Source organism: Sphingomonas tagetis, assembly GCF_024211275.1.
Lineage (GTDB): Bacteria > Pseudomonadota > Alphaproteobacteria > Sphingomonadales > Sphingomonadaceae > Sphingomonas > Sphingomonas tagetis.
Window position 1 is genome coordinate 1 of the sequence record NZ_JAMLDX010000008.1, and the last position, 21,635, is coordinate 21,635.

Consider the following 21,635-nt stretch of genomic DNA (forward strand, 5'->3'; position numbering starts at 1 on the left):
TGGGCACTGGCGTGCCGGTCAGGGCACGCCAGCGGGACTTGAGCTCGTCCGATGCCATCTCGTCCAGCTGGCCAAGCTGGCGCTCCAGCTCCGCGCTCACGCGGCAATCGTGTAGCAGGTGTCCGAGCCGCGCTTGCCGCGCTCGATGGCATGGCCCTTTTTGCGCAGGCCGGTGAGCGCCGCGCGCGTCGTGTGCGGCAGCCAGCCGGTGGCCTCGATCAGCTCGGGCAGCGTTGCACCGTCCGCGCGGCGCAGCAGGTCGAGCACCTTGGCGGACTTGCTGAGACGCGGGGTGGGCGCGGTCGCGGGCTGCGAGGCATCGACCGCGCCACCGGCGTCGCCGCTATCGATCGCAGCGCGGCCGGCGTCGGTCAGGAACATGCCGAAACCCACGCCGTCATCGCTGCGGTAGAGGCTGGGTTTATCACTGGTCTCGCGCTCCTCGGCGAAGCCGCGCTTGAGCAGTGCGTCGATCGCCTTCGCCTTGCGCTTGTCGTCGCTGGTGATGGTGTCGGGCAGCGGGTAGAGGCTGCCACTCTCCCGCTGCGCCGCGGTCGAGAGCAGGATTAGTTGCATGTCGTTCAGCTTGGGCATGGTGGTCTCCTGATGGGAGACAGCACCGTGCCGCTCCCACCAGCTACGGCCCCGCGGTTCACCACCGGCGGGGTCGGCGGCCGTGCTCAGGCAGGTCGCCGCGACTCAGTCTGTGACCTGCTGTTCGCTCTGTTGTGGGAGGAAGTCGAGCATAAGAATGCATATACCAATCGCCGCACCCGACTAGCTGGGCCATAGCGGAGACTTTCGTCGATCCAGTCTGAATCTCACCGCGTCCTTATTTGAAATGCCTCCCCAGGTCCGTCGCTGATCGAGCTCAATCATCCTCGGCAGGGTCGGGCGCCCGGTCCTCAGCAACAGCTCTGACAAGAGTTCCGCCTTGCTCGCGTGCGAAAGCGTATCGCCTGCCGCCAAGCTGGTCTCCGCTGTAGCGTCGCGCATGTTCGTCGCGCTGGCCGGAAATTCTTCAAGTCTAAGCGTCATCAAGGAAACAGTCGCTGACCGGCCGGCAACTTGCGACGACTTTGGACCGCGTGAGAAATCGCTTCTCTCGCCCATTGTCGAGACTGAACATCCCGCCGCGGCCAGGCACCACGTCGAGGATTAGCTGCGTGTGCGCCCACGCCTCGCCCTGCGCGCGGCCAATATAGACCGGCACGCCATCGACCTCGCCGAGCAAGATGTCGCTTTCTCCGATCCGGAACTCGCCCACCGGATAGCACATCGGCGACGAGCCATCGCAGCACCCGCCCGATTGATGAAACAGGATCGGACCATGCTCCGTCCGGATTTCCGCGATCAGCGCGAGCGCGGCCGGGGTGGCGACGACGCGCGGCACGGTCTCCACCCCGGACACCTTCAGAAGAAGCCGAGCTTCTTGGGGCTATAGCTGACCAGCATGTTCTTGGTCTGCTGATAATGATCCAGCATCATCTTGTGGTTCTCGCGGCCGATGCCCGATTGCTTGTAGCCCCCAAACGCGGCGTGCGCGGGATAGGCGTGATAGCAATTGGTCCAGACACGCCCGGCCTTGATCGCCCGACCAAAGCGATAGCAGGTGTTGGCGTCCCGGCTCCACACGCCCGCGCCCAGGCCATAAAGCGTGTCGTTGGCGATTGCGAGCGCCTCGTCGGCGTCCTTGAACGTCGTCACCGACACGACCGGACCGAAAATCTCCTCTTGGAAAATCCGCATCTTGTTGTGGCCCTTGAGCACGGTCGGCTCGACATAATAGCCGCCGGCCAGATCGCCACCGAGGTCCGCGGCCTTGCCGCCGATCAGCACTTCGGCGCCCTCCTGCCGGCCGATGTCGAAATAGGAGAGGATCTTCTCACGCTGCTCCGACGAAGCCTGAGCGCCGATCATCGTCGCGGGATCGAGCGGATTGCCCTGCACAATCGCGGCCACGCGCTTCAGCGCGCGCTCCATGAAGCGATCATAGATCTTCTCGTGGATCAGCGCGCGGCTTGGGCAGGTGCAAACCTCGCCCTGGTTCAATGCGAACATCACGAAACCCTCGATCGCCCTGTCGAAGAAATCGTCATCCGCGTGCAGCACGTCCTCGAAGAAGATATTGGGGCTCTTGCCGCCGAGCTCCAGCGTGACGGGGATCAGATTCTCGCTGGCATATTGCATGATCAGCCGGCCGGTCGTGGTCTCGCCCGTGAAGGCGATCTTGGCGATCCGCCGCGACGAGGCGAGCGGCTTTCCAGCCTCGAGACCAAAGCCGTTGACGATGTTGAGCACGCCCGGCGGCAACAGGTCACCGACCAGCTCGATCCACGTCATGATCGATGCCGGCGTCTGTTCGGCGGGTTTGAGCACCACGCAATTACCGGCGGCCAGCGCGGGGGCGAGCTTCCACACCGCCATCAGCAGCGGGAAGTTCCACGGAATGATCTGCCCCACCACGCCCAGCGGCTCGTGAAAGTGATAGGCGACGGTGTCATGGTCGATCTCGCCGATCGACCCTTCCTGTCCGCGCACCACGCCCGCAAAATAGCGGAAGTGATCGATCGCCAGCGGCAGGTCGGCCGCCATCGTCTCGCGGATCGGCTTGCCATTGTCCCAGGTCTCGGCGATCGCGAGCCGTTCCAGATTGGCTTCCATCCGGTCGGCGATGCGGTTGAGGATCAGTGCGCGCTCAGCGACCGAGGTGCGCCCCCAACTTTCGGCGGCCGCGTGCGCAGCATCCAGCGCGGCCTCGACATCCTCGGCCTGCGATCGCGCGATTTCGCCGATCGGCTGGCCGGTGACGGGCGAGATGTTGTTGAAATAGCGCCCGGCTTTCGGCGCCGCCCATTTGCCGCCGATGAAGTTGTCATAGCGGGCTGCGAACGGCGCGTTGGGCGCAGCGGGGCGTTCCTCGACGAGCGTGGCCATGTGGCTGATCCTCTTCCTGCATGTCGCGCCTGTGCGGCGTCGAGCATCAGGCTAGCGCGGCGACGGTGGCTGGGAAGCGGGGCGCGGGGAAATACATCGCCATGTGTCTCGGCAGCGAGACAGTTGGCGCTCGCTTAGTCCGTTACCCCGGCGCGGGCCATCCGACGATAGAGCGTCGCCCGACCGATGCCGAGCTGTCTGGCGGCACGGCTCGCATTGCCGTCCGTCTGCGCCAGCGCGCGGCGCAGCACCGCGCGCTCGGCATCCTCGAACGACGTGTCAGCGCCGCTGCCGAGCAACTGCGCAACTGGGCGGGGGCGCGAAAGTGCGGCGTCGTCCAACCCGAGCCGAATCCGCGCTGCCCGGCTCGCGCCGATGACGAGGTCGTCGCGGTCGACCGCCAGCAGCGCGCTGCCACGCACCATGTCGTCGGCCAGAAAGACGAACCGCGCGCCGTCGAACCCACGGCAAAAATAATCGCGCTCGATGCGCCGCGCCGCATCTCGGACCAGCGCGCCGATCATCTCGCTCATCGCCGGGCCATGATCCGCGCGACAGCTCGAGACGTCCAGCGCAGCGATCAGTTGCCCCTGCTCGTCATGCACTGGCGCATCCATGCAGCTCATGCCGATATTGCGGCCAGCGAAATGCTGATCGCGATGGATAACGAGCGGTCGGTTCTCGACCAGGCACGTTCCGATGCCATTGGTGCCTTCCTGCGCCTCGCTCCAGCTGGCGCCCTCGACGAGGCCAACGCGCTCGAAATCGTCCGCGTCGCCCGCGCAGACGCGGCGTTCCAGGATCGTGCCGTTGCGGTCGCTCAGCACCACGCCGCAGCCGGTGCGCCCGACATTGCGGAACACGTCGTCCAGCACCGGTCGCGCCACCGCCAGCAAGCCATCGTGCGACTCGCGCAGCACCTCGATGCCACGCTGATTGAGCCTCGGCCGAACGGCGCGGTCGGTCGGATCGAGGCCGTGATGAAGCGCCGAGCGGCACCAGGATGCGACCAGCGCCGAGCGGCCCGCGCTGCTGGGCGAGGCGACGGCGCCGAGCACGACCCCGGCATGGTCCGCGACGTTGCGAGTCATTGGCTCTCCTGTGGCAAGGCTCGCGCGCTTGCCGGACGAAGTCAATCGAACAGGTCGAACGAAATCTCCGAACGGATGCCGAGCACCAGCGCGTCGGCGACGGTCGGGTCGGCGGACGGGCGGCGGATGTAGTGGAGGTTGGGCTGGACGGCGAGCCAGGGGGTGAGCTGGGTGCGGTAGGTGGCTTCGAGCGCGACCTCGGCGGGCGACGCACCGGTCAGCGTGCGATAGGGTTCGGCAGTGAAGGCGGCGGCGACCGCGATGCCGAATTCGTCCTCGCCGCGGCCGGGGATCCAGCCGGTGAATTTGAGGCCGGCGCTGGCGAAGAAATCGAACATGTTGAACCGGCCGCTTGCCGTGCCCAACCGGGCAAAGCCGTCGATCTTGCCGTCGGGCTGGTGCGCAAGCGGGAGTTCGGCGCGGATATAGGTGCCCGAATTGCCGCGCTCGGCGCCGCTGCCGTCGGTCAGCTCGAAGGCTGCGGTGTAGCGCCAGTGGCCGATCAGGACCTTGCCTTCACCCCCGGCGAGCGGGGCCTGCACTTCGCCGACCAGCAGCGCACCCTCGTCCTTGCCCAGGCGGATGACCGCGTGCGCGGGGCGATTGGGGTCGTTCGGCACGCCGTCGAGGATCGCGGCGCGCACGACCCAGCCTTCCGCCGGCTCGATCTGCAGCCGCGCGGCGAGCGAAGTCGAGGGGAAGATCGACGGGCCGTTCCGGCCGCTCTGCGCGAAATCGGTGCCGATGCCGTGCGGACTGCTGACGAACAGGCTCGAGGCGTCGAGCGCGTCGAATTCGGAATTGAGATCGTACAGACCGACGCGCAGCGATGCCTTGTCGCCGATCTTCTGGTCGAGCCACGCTTCGTAGAGGCGCACGGCGCGGGTACCGGTTTCGATGTTGCTCACCGCCTGCGCGTCGCCGACCAGGTCGCTGATCGAGTTGCCGTTGTTGTAGAGGCCGTAAACGCCGAGGCTCGCGCCGGTCCAGCCGGTCAGCCGCTCGAGATCCGCGCCGAGGACGACGTCGAAATTGTCGAGATAGCGCGCGCCGCGCTGGAGCCCGCCTGCCGCATTGCCCGTCACCTCGGCGGTGTAGGTCAGCTCGAGCGAGATCGGACCGCTACCCTCGCTTTCTTCGTCACCGGCATGGGTGTGGCTGTGCGAACGTTCCGCTTCCATGCACGGCGGCGGTGCGCCTTCGAGTGAGGCGGTGGCAAGCGCGAGCGACTGCAGGAACATCAGAAATTCACCAGGAAGTTGAGCCGCACGCGATCGAGCCAATCGTGCGGCTGGTTGGTACCCGCATAGAGCGCGTCGAGCGGGCGGTAATGATAGTAGACGATGTTGAGCACGACATCCTTGACCGGCACGAACCCGACATCGAGGCCGTGCAGCTTGTAGTTGGTAGCGAGCGCGAGGTTGTCGTTGGTGAAGGCGGCGAACACCGCGTCCACGCCGACCTGCGAAAAATTGTACGCGACGCGCCAGTCGCCACGCTGCGCGGTGCGTCCGGCGGCGAGTTCGAGGTTGAAGCCGGTGTCGGCGGCGACGGCTGCGTCGAGATTCTTCACATAGTTGGCAGTCAAGGTGACCGGCCAGCGCGGATCGGCGCCACGCCAGGTGAGGCTGGCGATGCCGTCGAGCAGGTGGAAGTCGGAGAGATAGCGCCCGCCTACGATCAGGTTGCTGCGGAAATCGCCGGCATCGGCCCCGCCCAGCGAATCGAGCCGATAATGATAATAGCCGCCAGCAAGGCTGAGTGAGAGCTGGCGCGACAGCGGCAGGCTGGCGACCAGCTGGCCGCCGAGCATGTCGCTGTCGCGCGCGGCCTGTGCCTCGTCGATGATGAAATAGATCGCGCGCGCGTCGAGCTTGGCGCCGCTACCCAGGTCGAGCGCATAGATCGCGCCGACGCCCTCCGGCACGATGTCGCTGTCCCACACAAGATCGGTGCGCTGAAAGATCTGCGGGAATTTGCCGGCATAGGCGGTGAGGCCGCCGCGCGTGTAGCGGATCCACGCCTGATCGAGCGATATATCGAGATCGTCGTCGAAATTGCCGAGTGTGATGTCGGTCGAGTTGGGATCGTCGGGGTCGCCGGTGGCGAGCTGCGCGCCGATGGTGAGGCCCGGCGCGACGGTATAGCTGGCGCGGATGCGCACGCGCAGCACGCTGCGCCAGCGATCGCGGGCATCGCCGTCGCCAAAGTTGAGTTCCTCGCGCACGCGCAGGTCGCCGCCGACGTCGAGCCCCGGGATGCGGAACGGGCCGGTGGTCGCGGGCGCCGTGGCGACAGCGACGGCTTGCGGCGCTGGGGCGGGTGCTGCGGCGAGCGCGGTCGGCGGCGCGGCGGCGGGAGGGACAGGTGGCGTCGCGCGTTCGGCGCGAACCTGACGGAGCAGCTCGGCCTGCTCGGCAACCAGCGCCTCGAGTTGCTTGATGCGCTGTTGCTGATCGGTCAGTTGCCGCTCGAGCGTGTCGAGCCGGACGTCCTGCGCCAGCGCGGGACTGGCGGCGCTGAGCGCGGTGGCGGCGAGCAGGACGAAGCGCACGGGAAGAACCGGATTCCTCCGCATGTCAGATTCCTTGCGGGGAAAAGAAGGGGAAGACCGCGCAGAGCAAGGCGGTCACCATCATCAAGAGGCAGATTAGCACCGCCCATTTGAGCGCGAATTTCTGGTGATCGCCAAATTCCACCCCGGCCAGCCCGACCAGCAGATAGGTCGAAGGCACCAGCGGGCTGAGCATGTGCACCGGCTGGCCGATAAGCGACGCGCGCGCCATCTCGACCTTGGTGATGCCATAACTTCCGGCCGCTTCCGATACGATCGGCAGTACGCCGAAGTAGAAGGCATCGTTCGAGATGAAGAAGGTGAACGGCATGCTGGCGATCGCGGTGATCGGCGCGAGATAGGGACCCCAATCGCGCGGGATGACCGCGAGGAAGCTGGCCGACATGGCGTCGACCATGCCGGTGCCGCTCAGAATACCGGTGAAGATGCCCGCAGCGAAGATCAGCGAGACCACCGCCAGCACATTCTTGGCGTGTTCGGCGACGCGGCGGCGCTGCTCGTCTACGCTGGGATAGTTGATGATGAGCGCCAGCGCGAAGCCGATCATGAACAGCACCGGCAGCGGCAGAATCGCCATCACGAGGCTGGCCATCAGCGCGAGCGTCAGCAGCGCGTTCACCCATAACAGCTCAGGCCGCCGCAACGCCGCCGCGCCCTGTTCGGCCGGAAGCAGCGCCGATTCCTCCATCAGCCCGTCATTGGCGAGTCCGTCGGGGGATGCATCCGAGCGGTCATGCCCCGCCGCATCCGACTGCGCGCGCGGGGCAAGCGCCAGCACACCGAGCCGGTCGCGTTCCCGCCGCCCGAGATGCCAAGCGAGCGCGATGACGCCAGCGATGCCCACGACCATCGCCGGGATCATCGGTACGAACACCTCTGCGGGATCGACCTGCAGCGCGCTGGCGGCGCGCGCCAGCGGCCCCCCCCACGGCGTCAGGTTCATCACGCCGCCCGCCAGCATCGTCACGCAGGTCAGGTTGAGCGCGTTCATCCCCAGTCGGCGATAGAGCGGCAGCATCGACGCGCAGACGATCATGTAGGTGGTCGAGCCATCGCCATCGAGCGAGACGAATGCGGCCAGCGCCGCCGTGCCCATCACCACCTTCATCGGATCGCCGCCGACGAGCTTGAGAACCCGGCCGACGACCGGATCGAACAGCCCGGCGTCGATCATGATCCCGAAATAGAGGATTGCGAACATCAGCATCGCGCCGGTCGGCGCCAGCGTCTTCACGCCCTCGAGCATCATCTTGCCCAGTTCGGGGCTGCCAAACCCGCCGATCAGCGCGAAGACGATCGGCACGAGGATCAGTGCCACCATCGGCGACAACCGCTTGGTCATGATCAGCGCCATGAAGGTCAGCACCATGCCAAAGCCAAGCAGGGTCAACACCGGCCAATCTCCGTCATCGCGCCTCTCCGTTGGGCAAGCGGGTCCGGCGGCGCAGCGACGCTGCACCGGAGCCGCGGACGCAGCTGCGATTTTTCATTGGGGATCCGATGCAGCGGGTCTCGGCCTGCGACGGTCCCGATCTTATTTAACCAGCCCCGCGTCAGCTCACGGCGCCGCCGTCTCCGGTCCCAATCCCTTACCGGACTCATGCTCGAAAATGCCGACCAGCCGGCTCGCCATGTACAAATGTTTGGTCATGAGGATCGCACTCAGCTCGACGTCCCCCTCCATCAATGCCTCTAGGATCTGGATGTGGCCGTCGTGCGAGCTCTGCATGCGCTCATCCGAATAATAGAGTTGATATTCCGCGACGCGCCGCAGCTGGTTCTGCCGCTGGATCGCCTCGATGAAGAACTCGTTGCCCGAGAAGGACACGATCGCTTCGTGCAGTTCTGCGTCGAGCTCGAACTCCTGCGTACTGTCGACGGACTCGCCACTGTCGCGCAGCCGCAAATGGGTATCGAGCATCCGCTGCACGCGATCGCGATCAATCCTGAAGCTGGGCAGGCGCATCGCCTGCGGCTCGATCGCCATCCGCATCTGATAAGATGCGATATGCGCTTCGACGGTGTTGAGGATGCGGCGGAAGATCCAGCCATGCCCCTGGCTGCGGTCAACCATGCCCTCGTTGGACAAGCGCAGCATGACCTTCATCAGCGTACCGCGCGTCGTCTGGTAACGGCGCAGCAGGTCGGTTTCCGTCACCTGCGCGGGAAGCTCGTCGGCGAACCGATCGCGCAGGATGCGGTCGTGCAGCAGCTCGACCTCGCCCATCGGCAGGCCGATCGGCCGCTCGTCGAGCTGCTCCGGCCCGACGGTGAGCTCGTAACGCCCGCTTTCAGTGCGCGCCACGACGTCGCGCTGCACGAGCAGGTCGAGTGCCAGTCGCACCGGCGAGCGCGAGACCTGGAAATGCTCCGCCAGCGCCCGTTCGGTCAGCCGATGCCCGATCGACCAGCCTTCGACCCGCGCCAGATTGATGATCTGCTGCGCAAGCCCGAACTGCAGCTTATTCCCTTTCGACGCGCTCATTTCGGTCCTCTGCTGATCGGCGAAACCGGGAGAGCGTACCGCCGGGGAGCGAGCAGGCCAATCATCGTCTCAATCCTTCGTCATCACGGCGCGAACCGCGGGCAGCGCCGTCGAGGCGGAGTTGATGTTGACGCTCCGCTTGAACGTCATCGCATCGCCGTCGAACCGGCACCGCACGGTATCGCGAAAGACCGTCTCGACAAATTGCCAGGTCATTTCAAATGTCGATGGGTCACGCCACGTGCCACCCGCGACCACGGCCATCGACTCCGGCTGATATTGATGGTGCAGCTTGTTGCCGGTCATCGTCGTCCGCGCCTCGACCCAGTCGCGCAGGCCGACCTCGACGCGATGCGTGCCGCGCGCATCGTTCAGCGTGAACCGGCAGCGCCCGCCGGCGAAATCGAACCGCAGGCTCTCGATCCCGTCGGAATTCGGCTCGGCGCGGAACGTGCGGCCGTTGATCCGCGCAACCAGCGGTGAGTTGCTTCCGCGAAGCGGCGGCAGCACCCGCGCCCCCGCCAGCCTGCCCGCCAGCGCCGCGCCGTCCGCCGCCCGACCGCCGTCGAACGCGCTCGGGAAATGCTTCCAGACAAGGGGCAGCAGGCGTGCGCTGAAATCGGCGGCGCTGAACAGCGCCAGCACCGCGTCGTGCTGCGGAAAGACGATCGAAAGCTGGCCGAACAGGCCCAGCGCATAATAGGCGCCGCCCGGGCCGATCCACCATTGATAGCCATATTCACCGCTCGCGACCTGCGGTGCGGTGGCCGCCTTCACCCATTGCGGCGACAGGATGCGCTTGCCGCGCCACATGCCGCCCTGATTGTAGAGCAGGCCGAGCTTCAGCAGATCGGCGATACGCGCGTTGAGCCCGTTGCCGCCGGGCGTGATGCCGCCCGGCCCCGACTCCCATTCGATCCCGCCGATACCGAGCGGCGTGAAGAAGCGCGGCTCCATATAATCGCGTAGCGACTGGCCGGTCGTCTTGCTCACGATCGCCGAGATCATGAAGCTGACCGCGCTGCTGTAGACGAACGTCGTCCCCGGCCGATGCACCACCGGAACCTTCAGGAATTCGGCGACCCAGCTGGTCTTGATTGGCCGCCAGGCCGATCCCGAAATCTCGAATTCGTGGCCGCTTTCCATCGACAGCAAGTCGCGCACGCGCATCGCGGCAAGATTGTCGCTGACGTTTGCCGGCAATTCACCGGGAAAGAAGGAGATGACCTTGTCGTCCAGCCCGAACCGTCCCTCGTCAATCGCGATCGCCGCGCCGGACACGGCAAAGCTCTTGGTCGCCGAATGCAGCATGTGCAGCCGGTCGGTGCGATAGGGCCACCATGCACCCTGCGCCACGACCTTGCCGCCGCGCGCCAGCATGAAGTCGTGAAGCTCCAGTTCGTTCGCCGCGACATCGTCGAGGAACGCGATCACCGCCTGCGCATCGACACCCTGTTGTTCGGGCCGGGCACGCGCCAGTCCGTCAACTGGCGCGAGCGAACCCGCCGCCCAGCTGGGCAACGCCGCGCAGGCGGCACCACCGAACGACAGCGCGCCGAACCGGCGGCGGGACATGCCGTTTGCGTTCATCATCGGGCACGCGGGTCCAGTCATCTCAACGCGGGATGATCGGCAGGGTGATGTGCGAGGGATATTTCGCCGAGTGGTAGATGGTCTGCGATGCGGCGCGAACGCGCGTGCCGTCACCGAACTTCCCCCCAGTATTGGGATTGCGGTCGAAGCGCGGGAAGTTGCTGCTGCTGATCGCCACGCGGATGCGGTGCCCCTTCTTGAACAGGTTGCTCGTCGCCCACAGCGAGATCTCCAACTTGTAGACCTGCCCCGGCGTCATCAGTTCGGGCTTCTCGAACGATTTGCGATAGCGCGCGCGGATGATGCCGTCGGCCAGGTTATAGGACTTGCCGTCGGGATGCACGTCGGTGAGCTTGGCGGTGAAGTCGGTATCGACCGCCGTCGACGCGGCAAAGAGCGTCACCGTCAGCGGCCCGCTGACCTCGACGTCGCGATCGAGCGGCGGAGTCGAGAAGATCAGCACGTCCTTGCGCTGCTCGGTCGCCGCCTGGTCGAACGGCCCGGCCTGCAGCGGCTTGAACATCAGATTGCCACCCTTGGTCGGCACCGGCGCGTCGGGATCATAGACGTAGCGGTCGACCGCTTCGCCAGCATGCGGCGCGCGCGTGTCGAGCGATCCGTCGCCGCCCGACCCATTGGCCTTGCCGCCGCTGCGGAAATAATAGTTGGTGTAACGCGTGCGGGCGAGCGGCCATTCCTGCTCGGAGCGCCACTTGTTCTCGCCCATCACGAACAGCCGTACCGGCGGCTCGTCCATGATGCCGGTGGCCTCGCCCTTCAACCAATAGCCGAGCCAGCGCTGATGGATCTTATCGAACTCGACCACCGATTCCGGTCCGAAGTCGAGGTCGCCGAGCTTGGCGGTCGGAAACTCGGTATGCGGCCACGGACCGATGATCATCTTTTGCGCCGCGCGGGCGGCAGGCGTCGCCGCGCCCGAGCGCATCAATTCATAGCTTTTGAGGTTGCCGCGCAGGAACACGTCGTACCAGCCGGCAATGTTGTAGACCGGCAGCGCGATCTTCGAGACGCTCCGCTCCACGTCGTAACGCTGCCAGAAGGCATCATAGCTCGGATGCGCGATCCAGTCGCGCAGCGCCGGCAGGTCCTGCCCCATCGCAGCGCGATCGACGCTGGCCAGCGGCAGATGGCGGGTAATCTTGTCCCAGTCGCGCACCGGCACCTGATTGGTGCGGTTGCCGAGCAGTCCGGCCCACCACAGCCGCGAACCGAGCGAGAAGGCGCCGCCGGGATAGGCGACGTCATGATAATAGTTGAACGGCGACATGCGCGGCGCCAGCGCGACGAGGTAGGGCGAGGCGAGCGGCGCCGACAGCCACTGCACCGATGCGAGATACGACCCGCCGATCATTCCGATCTTGCCGTTCGACCAGGACTGCTGCCCGGCCCACATCTGCGAATCATAGCCGTCGTTGATCTCGGATTCATAGATGTCGAGCTTGCCGTCGGAGTCGTACCGCCCGCGCACGTCCTGATGCAGGAAGACATAGCCGCGCTGTGCCCAGCGCTGCCCTTCCTCCAGCGACTCCTTGTCCGAGCCATTGTCATACGGGTCGCGCGTCAGGATCACGGGATAGCGGCCCGGCTTGGCGGGGCGGAACACGTCCGTGGCGAGCGCCACGCCGTCACGCATCTTGACCATGACGTTCAGCTCGACCGTGACGTCATCGACGGCACGCTCGGCCGGCGCGGCAGCCTGTTTGGCGACGCTCGCCCCAGGCAGCGCCAGCGCCACGACCAGCGCCGCCAGACTCAATCCACATTTGTGCATGCCGCTCCACCCCGTCACGAATTGCCTCGCTGCCGAACCACCAGCGGACGGCCACGATAGCTGCGCGGATCGATGCCGCGAATCTGTTGTTTGACACGGCCGCGCGGGGTGAGGAACGTCACCTCGACGCGCACCGGCGCAAGACTGGCCAGCCCGAAATGCACCGGCAGCGCGCTTTGCGCGTCATAGCCCTCGCCAGCGCCGACCGGACGTGACGCCAAGAGCCGGCCCTTGCCGTCGAACAGTCGCACCTCGGCGCCGGCGCGCGTGGCGTGACCCGCCACATCGACCAACTGGATGCTCAGCGCGCGGGCGCGCGCGGCGGCGCTCGCCTCGTTGCGCAGTACGGGATGTCGCCCGTTCGGCGGATAGGCTTCGGCGAGCGCGATATCGAGATCGCCGTCGGAATCGAAATCGGCCCATTGCGCGCCGTGATCGGCGGCGTTCAGCGCATGGTCGCCGGCCAGCATGTTTTCGAACTTGCCGGCCCGGTTGCGGTAAAGCCGGTCGTCCGGCTTCGCCGTCGTGCCCGACCCGGTATAGCCGGTCACGAACAGGTCGAGCTGCCCGTCATGGTCATAGTCGGCCCAGGCGGCGGCGACATGATGCCCGGTCAGGTCGATGCCCCGCGCGACCGCCTGTTCGGCGAAGCGCCCGCTGCCCAGATTGCGGTACAACAGGCTGCGCCCATAGGCCGCGACGAACAGATCGAACCGCCCGTCATTGTCGAAGTCGCCGATCGCGCAGCCGACCCCGCCTTCATCCTGCGCGCGCCCGGCGCGATCCATGCCCAGTGACCGCGCGACATCGGTGAACCGGCCCCGCTCGCTGCGGAACATCGCATCGGTATCGCCGTCCTGATTGGCGACGAACAGGTCCAGATCACCATCCTCGTCCATGTCGAACCAGCATGCGCCGACGCTGCGCCGCGCATCGGCCAGTCCCAGTTCGGCGGCAACGTCGCGAAACCGCCCGCCCTCGTTGCGGAACAATATGTTCGGGCCGCTGCGGCTCGCAACGAACAGGTCGAGATCCCCGTCCAAGTCCTGGTCGATCCATACTGCCTGACGCGCGCTCGATCCGGGCGCATCGATACCCGCCACCCGTCCGATCTCGACGAACCGGCCGCCATCGTTGCGATAAAGATATTTGCGCCCCTTGGACGCGAGATACAGGTCGGGGTCGCCGTCGCCGTCATAATCGCCCCACGCCGCCGCGCGCAGCTCCTCGCTGGTGCGCAGCAGGCCCACGACACCGGCCACGTTCGCGAACATGCCACGGTCGTTGCGATACAGTCGAATTTCGCCGGACTTGAACGTCACCGCGAGGTCGGCATCGCCATCGCGATCATAATCGGCCCACGCCGTCACCAAGGCACCCGGCGCGTCGAACAGCCCGGGTTGCACCGGCGCAAAGGACGGCGTCCGATCCGCCGCGGTGGCGACGCCCGTCACCATCGCCACGGCTGCCGCCGCACCTGCCAACCACGACCACATTTCTTTCGGGTCCCGCTCCATAGCCTCGACTATCGCCATTTTGGTCCTTTTTGTCAAATACCAAATTTGGCAGCGTCACAACAGCAAGCCTGAAAATGACGGTTTATCGGCGATAATTGGGCAAACTTTCCTCTGTTGCAGAATCATAAAAGGTATTTTATACGCTGTATATGCCATACAGACTCAGACAGATCATGCATCCAGAGGCGGGGCCGCGTGCGGATCGCCGTCATGCGCATCCGGCACTTCGTCAGCAGGCATATCTGGATGGCGCCTGGATCGATGCCGACAACCGCGAGACGATCGCGGTTACCGACCCGGCGACCGGCGACTTCATCGGCGACGTTCCAGCGCTTGGCCGCCCTGAAACACTGCGAGCGATCGCCGCCGCGGCGCGCGCGCAGCGCATCTGGGCAGGCCGCACCGCTGCCGAACGGGCACACCCTATCGCGCGCTGGGCCGAGCTGATGCTCGAGGCGCGCGAGGAACTCGCCAGCCTCATGACGCTCGAACAGGGCAAGCCGCTGGCCGAAGCGCGGGGCGAGATCGATTACGCCGCAAGCTTTCTGACCTGGTTCGCCGCCGAGGGGCAGCGCCTCTATGGCGACGTCATCCCGTCGCACATTTCCGGCCGCCGGCTGCTTACCAGCCTGATTCCTGTCGGCGTCACGGCGGCCGTAACCCCGTGGAACTTCCCGAGCGCGATGATCACGCGCAAGGCGGGTGCCGCGCTGATGGCCGGCTGTGCGATGATCGTAAAGCCCGCGACCGAAACGCCTTTTTCGGCATTGGCGCTTGCCGAGCTTGCGGAGCGGGCTGGGATCCCCGCCGGGCTGTTCTCGATTCTCACCGGCGACCCGGAGCCGATCTGCGCCGCGCTGGCGGAGAGCCCGGTTGTCCGCAAGCTCAGCTTCACCGGCTCGACGCGAGTCGGGCGGCTGCTGATGACTGAATCGGCCGCGACGCTGAAGAAACTATCGATGGAGCTGGGCGGGCATGCGCCGTTCATCGTGTTCGACGACACGGCGCTCGCGCCTGCGGTCCAGGCCGCGATCGACGCGAAATTCCAGACCAGCGGGCAGGATTGCCTCGCCGCCAACCGTATCCTGGTGCACCAGCCGCTCTATCCTCCCTTCTGCGACGCCTTCGCCACCGCAACCCGCGCGCTGCACGTCGGCAACGGATTCGACGATGGGGTGGCGATCGGTCCATTGATCGGCCCGGCGGCCGTCGCGAAATGCCGCGACCATGTCGACGATGCGCTGGAGAAAGGGGCACGCCTGCTCTGCGGCGGCGCCCCCCACCCCGCCGGCCCCAATTTCTTCGAGCCGACGGTGCTCGCCGACGTCACGCCGGCGATGCGCATCTTTCGCGAGGAAACCTTCGGCCCGGTCGCGGCGATCACGCCCTTCGCCGACGAGGCCGAATGCATCGGTTTGGCGAACGACAGCGAGTATGGCCTCGCCGCTTATTGCTTCGGGGGCAATCTCAACCAGCTGTGGCGGGTCGCCGAGGCGCTGGACTACGGCATGGTAGCGGTGAATTCGGTCAAAATGACCGGCCCTCCGATCCCGTTCGGGGGCGTCAAACAGTCCGGGCTGGGTCGCGAGGGATCGCGGCACGGCATCACCGAATATTGCGAGCTCAAATATCTGTGCATCAACGAGGCGCCTTGCGCCTGAGGGGGAATTCATGACTGCCGAACTCATGCTCGCATCGCTCGAAGCGGCCGATCGCGCGTCGATCCTGCATCCGTTCACGCCCTTGCGCGCTTTCGCCGCTGGCGAGATGGGACCGCCACGCATCATCGCGGGCGGTTCCGGCATCCGCATCCGCGACAAGCGCGGGGTTGAACTGATCGATGCCTTTTCCGGCCTGTACTGCGTCAATGTCGGCTATGGCCGCACGGAAATCGCCGACGCGATCCACGCCCAGGCGACCGAACTCGCTTATTATCACAGCTATGCCGGCCATTCGAGCGAGCCGGCGATCCTGCTCGCGCAAAAGATGCTGCAATGGGCACCGCCAGGGATGGCAAAGGTGTTCTTCGGCCTTTCCGGGTCGGATGCAAACGAGACTCAGGTCAAGATCGTCTGGTATTACAACAATGTGCTCGGGCGGCCGGAGAAGAAGAAGATCATTTCGCGCCTGCGCGGCTACCACGGCGCAACGATCGTGTCGGGCAGCCTTACAGGATTGCCCTTCTATCACACCGCGTTCGACCTGCCGGTCGGCGGCATCCTGCACACCACGGCACCGCATCATTACTGGAATGCCGAGCCGGGGATAGACGAGGCCGCGTTCTCGCGGCGCTGCGCGCAGGATCTCGAAGACTTGATCCAGCGCGAGGGCGCGGACACCATCGCCGCATTCATCGCCGAGCCAGTGCTCGGCACCGGCGGCCTGATTCCCCCGCCGCACGGCTATTGGGAAGCGATCCAGCCGGTGCTGCGCAAGCACGACATCCTGCTAATCGCCGATGAAGTGGTGTGCGGGTTCGGACGCACCGGTGCGAATTTCGGCAGTACCCTGTATGGCATCGAGCCGGACCTGATCACCGTCGCCAAGGGGCTGACCAGCGCCTACGCGCCGCTCTCCGCCGCGATCGTGCACGACAAGATCTGGCGCGTGCTGGAAGCCGGCAGCGACCAGTTCGGGCCCTTCTCTCACGGCTATACCTATTCCGGCCATCCGCTGTGTGCGGCCGCGGGCCTTGCCAATCTCCAGATCCTTGAGGACGAGAAGCTCGTCGATCACGCGCGCGACACCGGCGCCTATTTTCAGCAGCGCCTGCGCCAGTGCTTCGCGCAAATGCCGCATGTCGGCGAAGTTCGCGGCGTCGGCATGCTCGGCGCGATCGAATTCGTCGCCGATGTCGAGGCGAAGACGCGCTTTGCCCCCGAACGCAAGGTCGGCGCGCAACTCGCGGCGGCATGCCTTGAACAGGGCGTGATCTCACGCGCCATGCCGCATGGTGACATATTGGGCTTCGCGCCGCCGCTCGTCGCCACGCGCGCGGATATCGACGAGATCGTCGATCGCGTCGCCACTGCGATCCGTCCGATCGTCAACTCAATGGGTTCGGAGGCGGCGTGAACGCCGCCGCGCTCTGGCGCCGCCGGCTGCTCGGCATCCATCGCTGGGCCGGCATCCTGCTTGGATCGCACTGGCTGTTGCTCGCAGCATCGGGCTGCTTCTTGGTCGTGCATCGCGAGGTCGAGATCGCGGCGGTCGGCGCTGGCGCGGCGGTCGCGCCCGAAGCCGGCGTCGAACGCGCCATCGCAGCGGTGCGCCTGACCGGCGCCACGCCGACCCGAGTCATGGTTCAGGGCGACCCGGCGCGAGCCTATCGCGTGTTCGCCGATCGCGACGGCGATCCGGCGATCGTGATGGTCGATGCCGCAAGCGGCGCGGTGCTCGACACGACGCCCGCCGGCGGGGGAACAAGCCGCAGCGGCTGGGTCCGCGCGATCTACAAATTCCATCAGCAATTGCTGCTGGGCGGGGCCGGCGAGAGCCTTGTCGGGATCAGCGGCCTGTTCCTGCTCGTCACGGTCGTGCTGGGCGTGAAGATCGGCTGGCCGGCGCGTCGCCAGTGGCGCGCGACACTATGGCCGCGGCTGGCGAACAACCCGCGGTTCAAGCTCCAGCAATTGCATCGTAGTGTCGGGCTGTGGATCGCCGCGCCGCTAATGCTTTCCGCCGTCACGGGCATGGCGACGATCTGGTCGAGCGGCCTGCGCGCCATCCTGCCGGTCGCGACGTCGCCGGCCGCAGCCGACCTGCCCGGAACCCCCGCCATCTCACCGAGCGCGGCGATTCAAGCCGCGCGAGCCGCCCTGCCTCAGGGGAAGTTCTCGCGCATCGACCTGCCGCCGACGGGCGAGCGCGGCTATGTGGTGCACTTGCGCCAGCCGGGCGAGGCGCGCGCATTTTTGGGCAACAGCCGGACATTGATCGACGGCGGCAGCGGTGCGGTCGTCCAGCTCCGCGATACGGCCGCGCTGCCATGGGGCGATCGCGTGATCGATTCGCTCGTGCCGATCCACAATGGCGAATGGCTGGGCTGGGCGGGGCGCATGGTGACGATGCTCACCGGGCTGAGTTTGCTTGGCCTCGCCGGATCGGGCGTGGCCGTCTGGGCGCTGTCCGCGCGCCGCAAACGCGGCTCCCAAGCCAAGGCAGTCACCGTCGATTTCGCCGCCGCCGAAAGCAAGTCATGACAGCTGCATCCCCCCTTACGGCATCGGCGGTCGCCGAGCGCCCCGCCCGCCCGCTCGCCAAATGGCGCGCCATCGCCGGTGCCTCTACGGGCAATCTGGTCGAATGGTTCGACTGGTACACCTATTCGGCGATGTCGCTCTATTTCGCGGCGAGCTTCTTTCCCCAAGCCGATTCGACCGCGCAGTTGCTCAACAGTGCGGCGATCTTCGCCGCCGGCTTTCTGATGCGGCCGATCGGCGGCTGGCTGATGGGGGTCTATGCCGACCGCCACGGGCGCAAGGCGGCGCTGTCGGCATCGGTGCTGATGATGTGCGGCGGATCGCTGATCATCGCACTCACGCCGCCCGCCGCCCAGATCGGGCTGGCCGCGCCAGTGCTGTTGACACTGGCGCGGCTGCTGCAAGGCCTGAGCGTCGGCGGCGAATATGGCGCCAGCGCGACCTATCTCAGCGAGATCGCGCCCAGGGCGCGGCGCGGCTTCTTCACCAGCTTCCAGTATGTCACGCTGATCATGGGCCAGTTGCTCTCGCTCGGCGTGCTGCTGCTGCTTCAATTGCTGCTGTCGACCGATCAGCTCGAAGCATGGGGATGGCGCATCCCGTTCGTGATCGGTGCCGCCGCTGCGGTGATCGTCTTCTGGCTCCGTCGCAACCTGGCCGAACCGGAAAGCTTCGAGAAGGCGCACGACAAGCGCGAGTCGAAGGCCAGCCTGCGGCTGTTGTTCGCCCATCCGCGACAAGTCGCCGTCGTTGTCGGCCTGACGCTCGGCGGCACCGTCGCCTTCTACACCTACACCACCTATGCGCAGAAATTCCTCGTCAACACCGCCGAACTCTCCAAGCAGCAGGCGACGATCGTGGTCTCGTGCGCGTTGTTCGTGTTCATGTGCCTTCAGCCAGTGTTCGGCTGGCTCTCGGACCGGATCGGGCGGCGTGCGCTGCTGCTCGGCTTCGGCGTGTCGGGGACGCTGCTGACCGTGCCGTGCATGACGTTGCTTGCGCAGACGCGCGATCCGCTGACGGCATTCGCACTGATCATGGTGCTGCTCGTTGTGGTGTCCGGCTACACTTCGATCAACGCTGCGGTGAAGGCCGAGCTGTTCCCGGTCGAAATCCGCGCGCTCGGCGTTGCCTTCCCCTATGCGGTGACGGTGTCGGTGTTTGGCGGTACCGCCGAATATATCGCGCTGCTGCTCAAGCAGGCGGGGCATGAGTCGCTGTTCTTCTGGTACGTCACGCTGTGCGTTCTGATCTCGCTGCTCGTCTATGGCGGGATGCGGGACACGTCGCAGCGCGAGCTGTAAGGCGCGGCTGATGCGCTATTCCGCCGATCTGCGCGGTACCCGCCACGGCTTCGCCTCGCTCGCCGCGTTGCTGGCCGAGGCAGGGCCGCATCGCTCGGGTGACGTGCTGGCGGGGGTGGCGGCGCCGAGCGCGGAGCGGCGGGTCGCCGCCCGCTACGCGCTGGCCGATGTGCCGCTGCGCACGTTCCTCGAAGAGCAGCTCATCGCCTATGAAGCGGACGAGGTCACCCGCCTCATCGTCGATCGCCACGACGCTGCCGCCTTCGCACTAATCGCGCATCTGACGGTCGGTGGGTTTCGCGAGTGGCTGCTCGCCGACGCAACCCGCGCGGACCTCGCCGCCATTGCGCCCGGCATCACGCCGGAAATGGCTGCGGCCGTCTCCAAGCTGATGCGCAATCAGGACTTGATCGCGGTCGCGCGCCGGATCGAGGTGCGCAGCGCCTTTCGCAACACGCTCGGCCTGTCCGGCCGGCTTGGCGTGCGGCTGCAACCCAATCACCCGACCGACGACCCCGAGGCGATCGCCTGGTCGATCGTCGATGGCCTTTTGCTCGGTGCCGGCGATGCGGTGATCGGCATCAATCCGGCCAGCGACGATGTCGATCGCGCGACGACGCTGCTGCACATGATCGACGAGCTGCGACAGCGCTATGCGATCCCGACTCAATCCTGCGTGCTCACGCACGTCACCAACAGCATCGCGGCGATCGAACGCGGGGCGCCGCTCGATCTGACCTTTCAGTCCATTGCCGGCACGCAGGCTGCCAATCGCGGCTTCGGCATCGACCTCGCCTTGCTGTGCGAGGCGCATGACGCGACGCTGTCGCTCGGCCGGGGGACGGTCGGCGACAATGTCATGTATTTCGAGACCGGCCAAGGTTCGGCGCTGTCGGCCGGCGGGCATCACGGCATCGACCAGCAGACGCTGGAATGCCGTGCCTATGCCGTCGCGCGCGAATTTCGGCCGCTGCTCGTCAATACCGTCGTCGGCTTCATCGGCCCAGAATATCTCTACGACGCCAAGCAGATCATCCGCGCCGGGCTCGAGGACCATTTCTGCGGCAAGCTGCTCGGCCTGCCGATGGGCGTCGACGTCTGCTACACCAACCATGCCGAAGCCGATCAGGACGATATGGACAATCTGCTGACGCTGCTCGGCGTCGCGGGCGTCAATTTCGTCATCGGCGTCCCCGGTGCTGATGACATCATGCTCAACTATCAAAGCACCAGCTTCCACGACGCGCTGTATGTACGCGAAGTGCTGTCGCTGGCACCGGCACCCGAGTTCGAGGCATGGCTGGCGGACACCGGTTTGATCGACGGCGGACGATTGCGCCCCATGACGCTCGAACAGGGACGTCGCCTGCTGGGGCATGGCGGATGAACGACGATCGTTCACCGGTGGTCCCTGCCCGTCGATTGCCGGACTCGGTAACACAGGCGCGCATCGGTCTAGGCCGCGCCGGCTGCGGTCTCACCACTGCCGCGCTGCTCGATTTCCAGCTGGACCATGCGCGCGCTCGCGACGCGGTGCATGCGGCGCTTGATATCCACGCGCTGCGCCGCCATCCGGTGTTCGCCGACGCGATCGTCGTGGACAGCGCTGCGCCGTCACGCGCCGCCTATCTTCAAAACCCCGATCTCGGCCGCAGACTGGCGCCGGACATGGCGGCGCGACTGGCCCGGGGCGATCACGCCCTGGCGATCGTGATCGGCGACGGCCTGTCCGCGCAAGCCGTCCAGCGTCACGCTTCGGCCACGGTCGAGGCCGTAGTTGCACAACTGCCCGACTGGCACGTCGCGCCGCCGGTCATCGTCCGCCACGCACGCGTCGCGATCGGGGACGAGATCGGCGAGCTGCTCGGTGCCGAGCTCGTGCTGGTCCTGCTCGGCGAGCGGCCCGGCCTCAGCGCGCCGGACAGTCTCGGCGCCTATATCACGCATGCCCCGCGCATCGGCCGGCGCGACAGCGAGCGCAACTGCGTCTCCAACATCCGTCCGCCGCACGGGCTGAGCTATGCAGAGGCCGGGCAGATGATCGGCTGGCTGCTTCGCGAAGCGCGCCGCCGCGGCCTTTCCGGCGTCGAACTCAAGGACGAGTCCGCCGCCACATTTCTCCCACCGCAAGTTTGAAAG

General features: G+C 66.2%; 17 protein-coding genes. 6 read left to right on the forward strand and 11 right to left on the reverse strand.

Translation table 11 applies throughout. The annotated features are described in order from the left end of the window. Positions 1 to 96: 96 nt before the first annotated feature. The 11 genes from M9978_RS11435 to M9978_RS11485 all read right to left on the reverse strand — a co-directional run bounded on the left by M9978_RS11435 (position 97) and on the right by M9978_RS11485 (position 13,969). On the reverse strand, positions 97 to 594 hold the full coding sequence (locus tag M9978_RS11435) for a DUF3489 domain-containing protein (RefSeq protein ID WP_254293248.1): 498 nt from the start codon (positions 592 to 594) through the stop codon (positions 97 to 99). 433 nt (positions 595 to 1,027) lie between these two features. Beyond that, positions 1,028 to 1,402, reverse strand: a complete 375-nt coding sequence (locus tag M9978_RS11440) for a DUF779 domain-containing protein (protein ID WP_254293250.1) — start codon at positions 1,400 to 1,402, stop codon at positions 1,028 to 1,030. An 11-nt stretch (positions 1,403 to 1,413) separates the two neighbouring features. Continuing rightward, the gene (gene adh, locus M9978_RS11445; RefSeq protein WP_254293252.1) at positions 1,414 to 2,937 is read right to left on the reverse strand and encodes an aldehyde dehydrogenase; all 1,524 of its coding nucleotides are present in this window, start codon (positions 2,935 to 2,937) and stop codon (positions 1,414 to 1,416) included. A gap of 134 nt (positions 2,938 to 3,071) precedes the next feature. Next, the gene (locus M9978_RS11450; RefSeq protein ID WP_254293254.1) at positions 3,072 to 4,028 is read right to left on the reverse strand and encodes a GAF domain-containing protein; all 957 of its coding nucleotides are present in this window, start codon (positions 4,026 to 4,028) and stop codon (positions 3,072 to 3,074) included. 41 nt (positions 4,029 to 4,069) lie between these two features. Next, positions 4,070 to 5,269, reverse strand: coding sequence for a carbohydrate porin (locus tag M9978_RS11455; protein ID WP_254293256.1), 1,200 nt, complete (start codon positions 5,267 to 5,269; stop codon positions 4,070 to 4,072). Next, the gene (locus M9978_RS11460; RefSeq protein ID WP_254293258.1) at positions 5,269 to 6,606 is read right to left on the reverse strand and encodes a putative porin; all 1,338 of its coding nucleotides are present in this window, start codon (positions 6,604 to 6,606) and stop codon (positions 5,269 to 5,271) included. Before M9978_RS11460 ends, M9978_RS11455 begins: the two co-directional genes overlap by 1 nt. Position 6,607: 1 nt before the next feature. After that, the gene (locus M9978_RS11465) at positions 6,608 to 7,996 is read right to left on the reverse strand and encodes a CitMHS family transporter (RefSeq protein ID WP_254293260.1); all 1,389 of its coding nucleotides are present in this window, start codon (positions 7,994 to 7,996) and stop codon (positions 6,608 to 6,610) included. 165 nt (positions 7,997 to 8,161) lie between these two features. Continuing rightward, a complete protein-coding gene (locus M9978_RS11470; protein ID WP_254293263.1) occupies positions 8,162 to 9,088 on the reverse strand; it encodes a GntR family transcriptional regulator in 927 nt (308 codons plus the stop codon). A gap of 69 nt (positions 9,089 to 9,157) precedes the next feature. Next, a complete protein-coding gene (locus tag M9978_RS11475) occupies positions 9,158 to 10,681 on the reverse strand; it encodes a serine hydrolase domain-containing protein (RefSeq protein ID WP_254293265.1) in 1,524 nt (507 codons plus the stop codon). A 22-nt stretch (positions 10,682 to 10,703) separates the two neighbouring features. Continuing rightward, positions 10,704 to 12,491 carry a CocE/NonD family hydrolase gene (locus tag M9978_RS11480; protein ID WP_254293268.1) on the reverse strand — a complete coding sequence of 596 codons (1,788 nt, stop codon included), beginning with the start codon at positions 12,489 to 12,491 and terminating at the stop codon, positions 10,704 to 10,706. After that, complete coding sequence (locus M9978_RS11485; RefSeq protein WP_254293270.1) at positions 12,488 to 13,969, reverse strand: FG-GAP repeat domain-containing protein; 1,482 nt, start codon at positions 13,967 to 13,969, stop codon at positions 12,488 to 12,490. Before M9978_RS11485 ends, M9978_RS11480 begins: the two co-directional genes overlap by 4 nt. A gap of 170 nt (positions 13,970 to 14,139) precedes the next feature. On the opposite strand from M9978_RS11485, the gene M9978_RS11490 reads away from it, so the two are divergent. The 6 genes from M9978_RS11490 to eutC are packed head-to-tail and all read left to right on the forward strand — an operon-like array spanning position 14,140 to position 21,632. Then, complete coding sequence (locus M9978_RS11490; RefSeq protein ID WP_254293272.1) at positions 14,140 to 15,651, forward strand: NAD-dependent succinate-semialdehyde dehydrogenase; 1,512 nt, start codon at positions 14,140 to 14,142, stop codon at positions 15,649 to 15,651. A gap of 10 nt (positions 15,652 to 15,661) precedes the next feature. Further along, positions 15,662 to 17,065 (forward strand): aminotransferase, encoded by a 1,404-nt coding sequence (locus M9978_RS11495; RefSeq protein WP_254293274.1) that lies wholly within the window; start codon positions 15,662 to 15,664, stop codon positions 17,063 to 17,065. Beyond that, positions 17,062 to 18,192 carry a PepSY-associated TM helix domain-containing protein gene (locus tag M9978_RS11500; protein ID WP_254293276.1) on the forward strand — a complete coding sequence of 377 codons (1,131 nt, stop codon included), beginning with the start codon at positions 17,062 to 17,064 and terminating at the stop codon, positions 18,190 to 18,192. Before M9978_RS11495 ends, M9978_RS11500 begins: the two co-directional genes overlap by 4 nt. Next, the gene (locus M9978_RS11505) at positions 18,189 to 19,496 is read left to right on the forward strand and encodes an MFS transporter (RefSeq protein ID WP_254293278.1); all 1,308 of its coding nucleotides are present in this window, start codon (positions 18,189 to 18,191) and stop codon (positions 19,494 to 19,496) included. Before M9978_RS11500 ends, M9978_RS11505 begins: the two co-directional genes overlap by 4 nt. A gap of 10 nt (positions 19,497 to 19,506) precedes the next feature. Continuing rightward, positions 19,507 to 20,883, forward strand: coding sequence for an ethanolamine ammonia-lyase subunit EutB (locus M9978_RS11510; RefSeq protein WP_254293280.1), 1,377 nt, complete (start codon positions 19,507 to 19,509; stop codon positions 20,881 to 20,883). Then, entirely contained in the window at positions 20,880 to 21,632 is a 753-nt protein-coding gene (gene eutC, locus M9978_RS11515; protein WP_254293281.1) for an ethanolamine ammonia-lyase subunit EutC, read from the forward strand. The genes M9978_RS11510 and eutC overlap by 4 nt, the downstream gene beginning before the upstream one ends. Positions 21,633 to 21,635: the final 3 nt, after the last annotated feature.

Coding starts and splice junctions, on each gene's coding strand:
- M9978_RS11435 (WP_254293248.1), bottom strand. CDS start 594: ATGCCCAAGCTGAACGACATGCAACTAATCCTGCTCTCGACCGCGGCG.
- adh (WP_254293252.1), bottom strand. CDS start 2,937: ATGGCCACGCTCGTCGAGGAACGCCCCGCTGCGCCCAACGCGCCGTTC.
- M9978_RS11450 (WP_254293254.1), bottom strand. CDS start 4,028: ATGACTCGCAACGTCGCGGACCATGCCGGGGTCGTGCTCGGCGCCGTC.
- M9978_RS11455 (WP_254293256.1), bottom strand. CDS start 5,269: ATGTTCCTGCAGTCGCTCGCGCTTGCCACCGCCTCACTCGAAGGCGCA.
- M9978_RS11460 (WP_254293258.1), bottom strand. CDS start 6,606: ATGCGGAGGAATCCGGTTCTTCCCGTGCGCTTCGTCCTGCTCGCCGCC.
- M9978_RS11470 (WP_254293263.1), bottom strand. CDS start 9,088: ATGAGCGCGTCGAAAGGGAATAAGCTGCAGTTCGGGCTTGCGCAGCAG.
- M9978_RS11475 (WP_254293265.1), bottom strand. CDS start 10,681: ATGATGAACGCAAACGGCATGTCCCGCCGCCGGTTCGGCGCGCTGTCG.
- M9978_RS11485 (WP_254293270.1), bottom strand. CDS start 13,969: ATGTGGTCGTGGTTGGCAGGTGCGGCGGCAGCCGTGGCGATGGTGACG.
- M9978_RS11490 (WP_254293272.1), top strand. CDS start 14,140: ATGCCATACAGACTCAGACAGATCATGCATCCAGAGGCGGGGCCGCGT.
- M9978_RS11495 (WP_254293274.1), top strand. CDS start 15,662: ATGACTGCCGAACTCATGCTCGCATCGCTCGAAGCGGCCGATCGCGCG.
- M9978_RS11505 (WP_254293278.1), top strand. CDS start 18,189: ATGACAGCTGCATCCCCCCTTACGGCATCGGCGGTCGCCGAGCGCCCC.
- M9978_RS11510 (WP_254293280.1), top strand. CDS start 19,507: ATGCGCTATTCCGCCGATCTGCGCGGTACCCGCCACGGCTTCGCCTCG.
- eutC (WP_254293281.1), top strand. CDS start 20,880: ATGAACGACGATCGTTCACCGGTGGTCCCTGCCCGTCGATTGCCGGAC.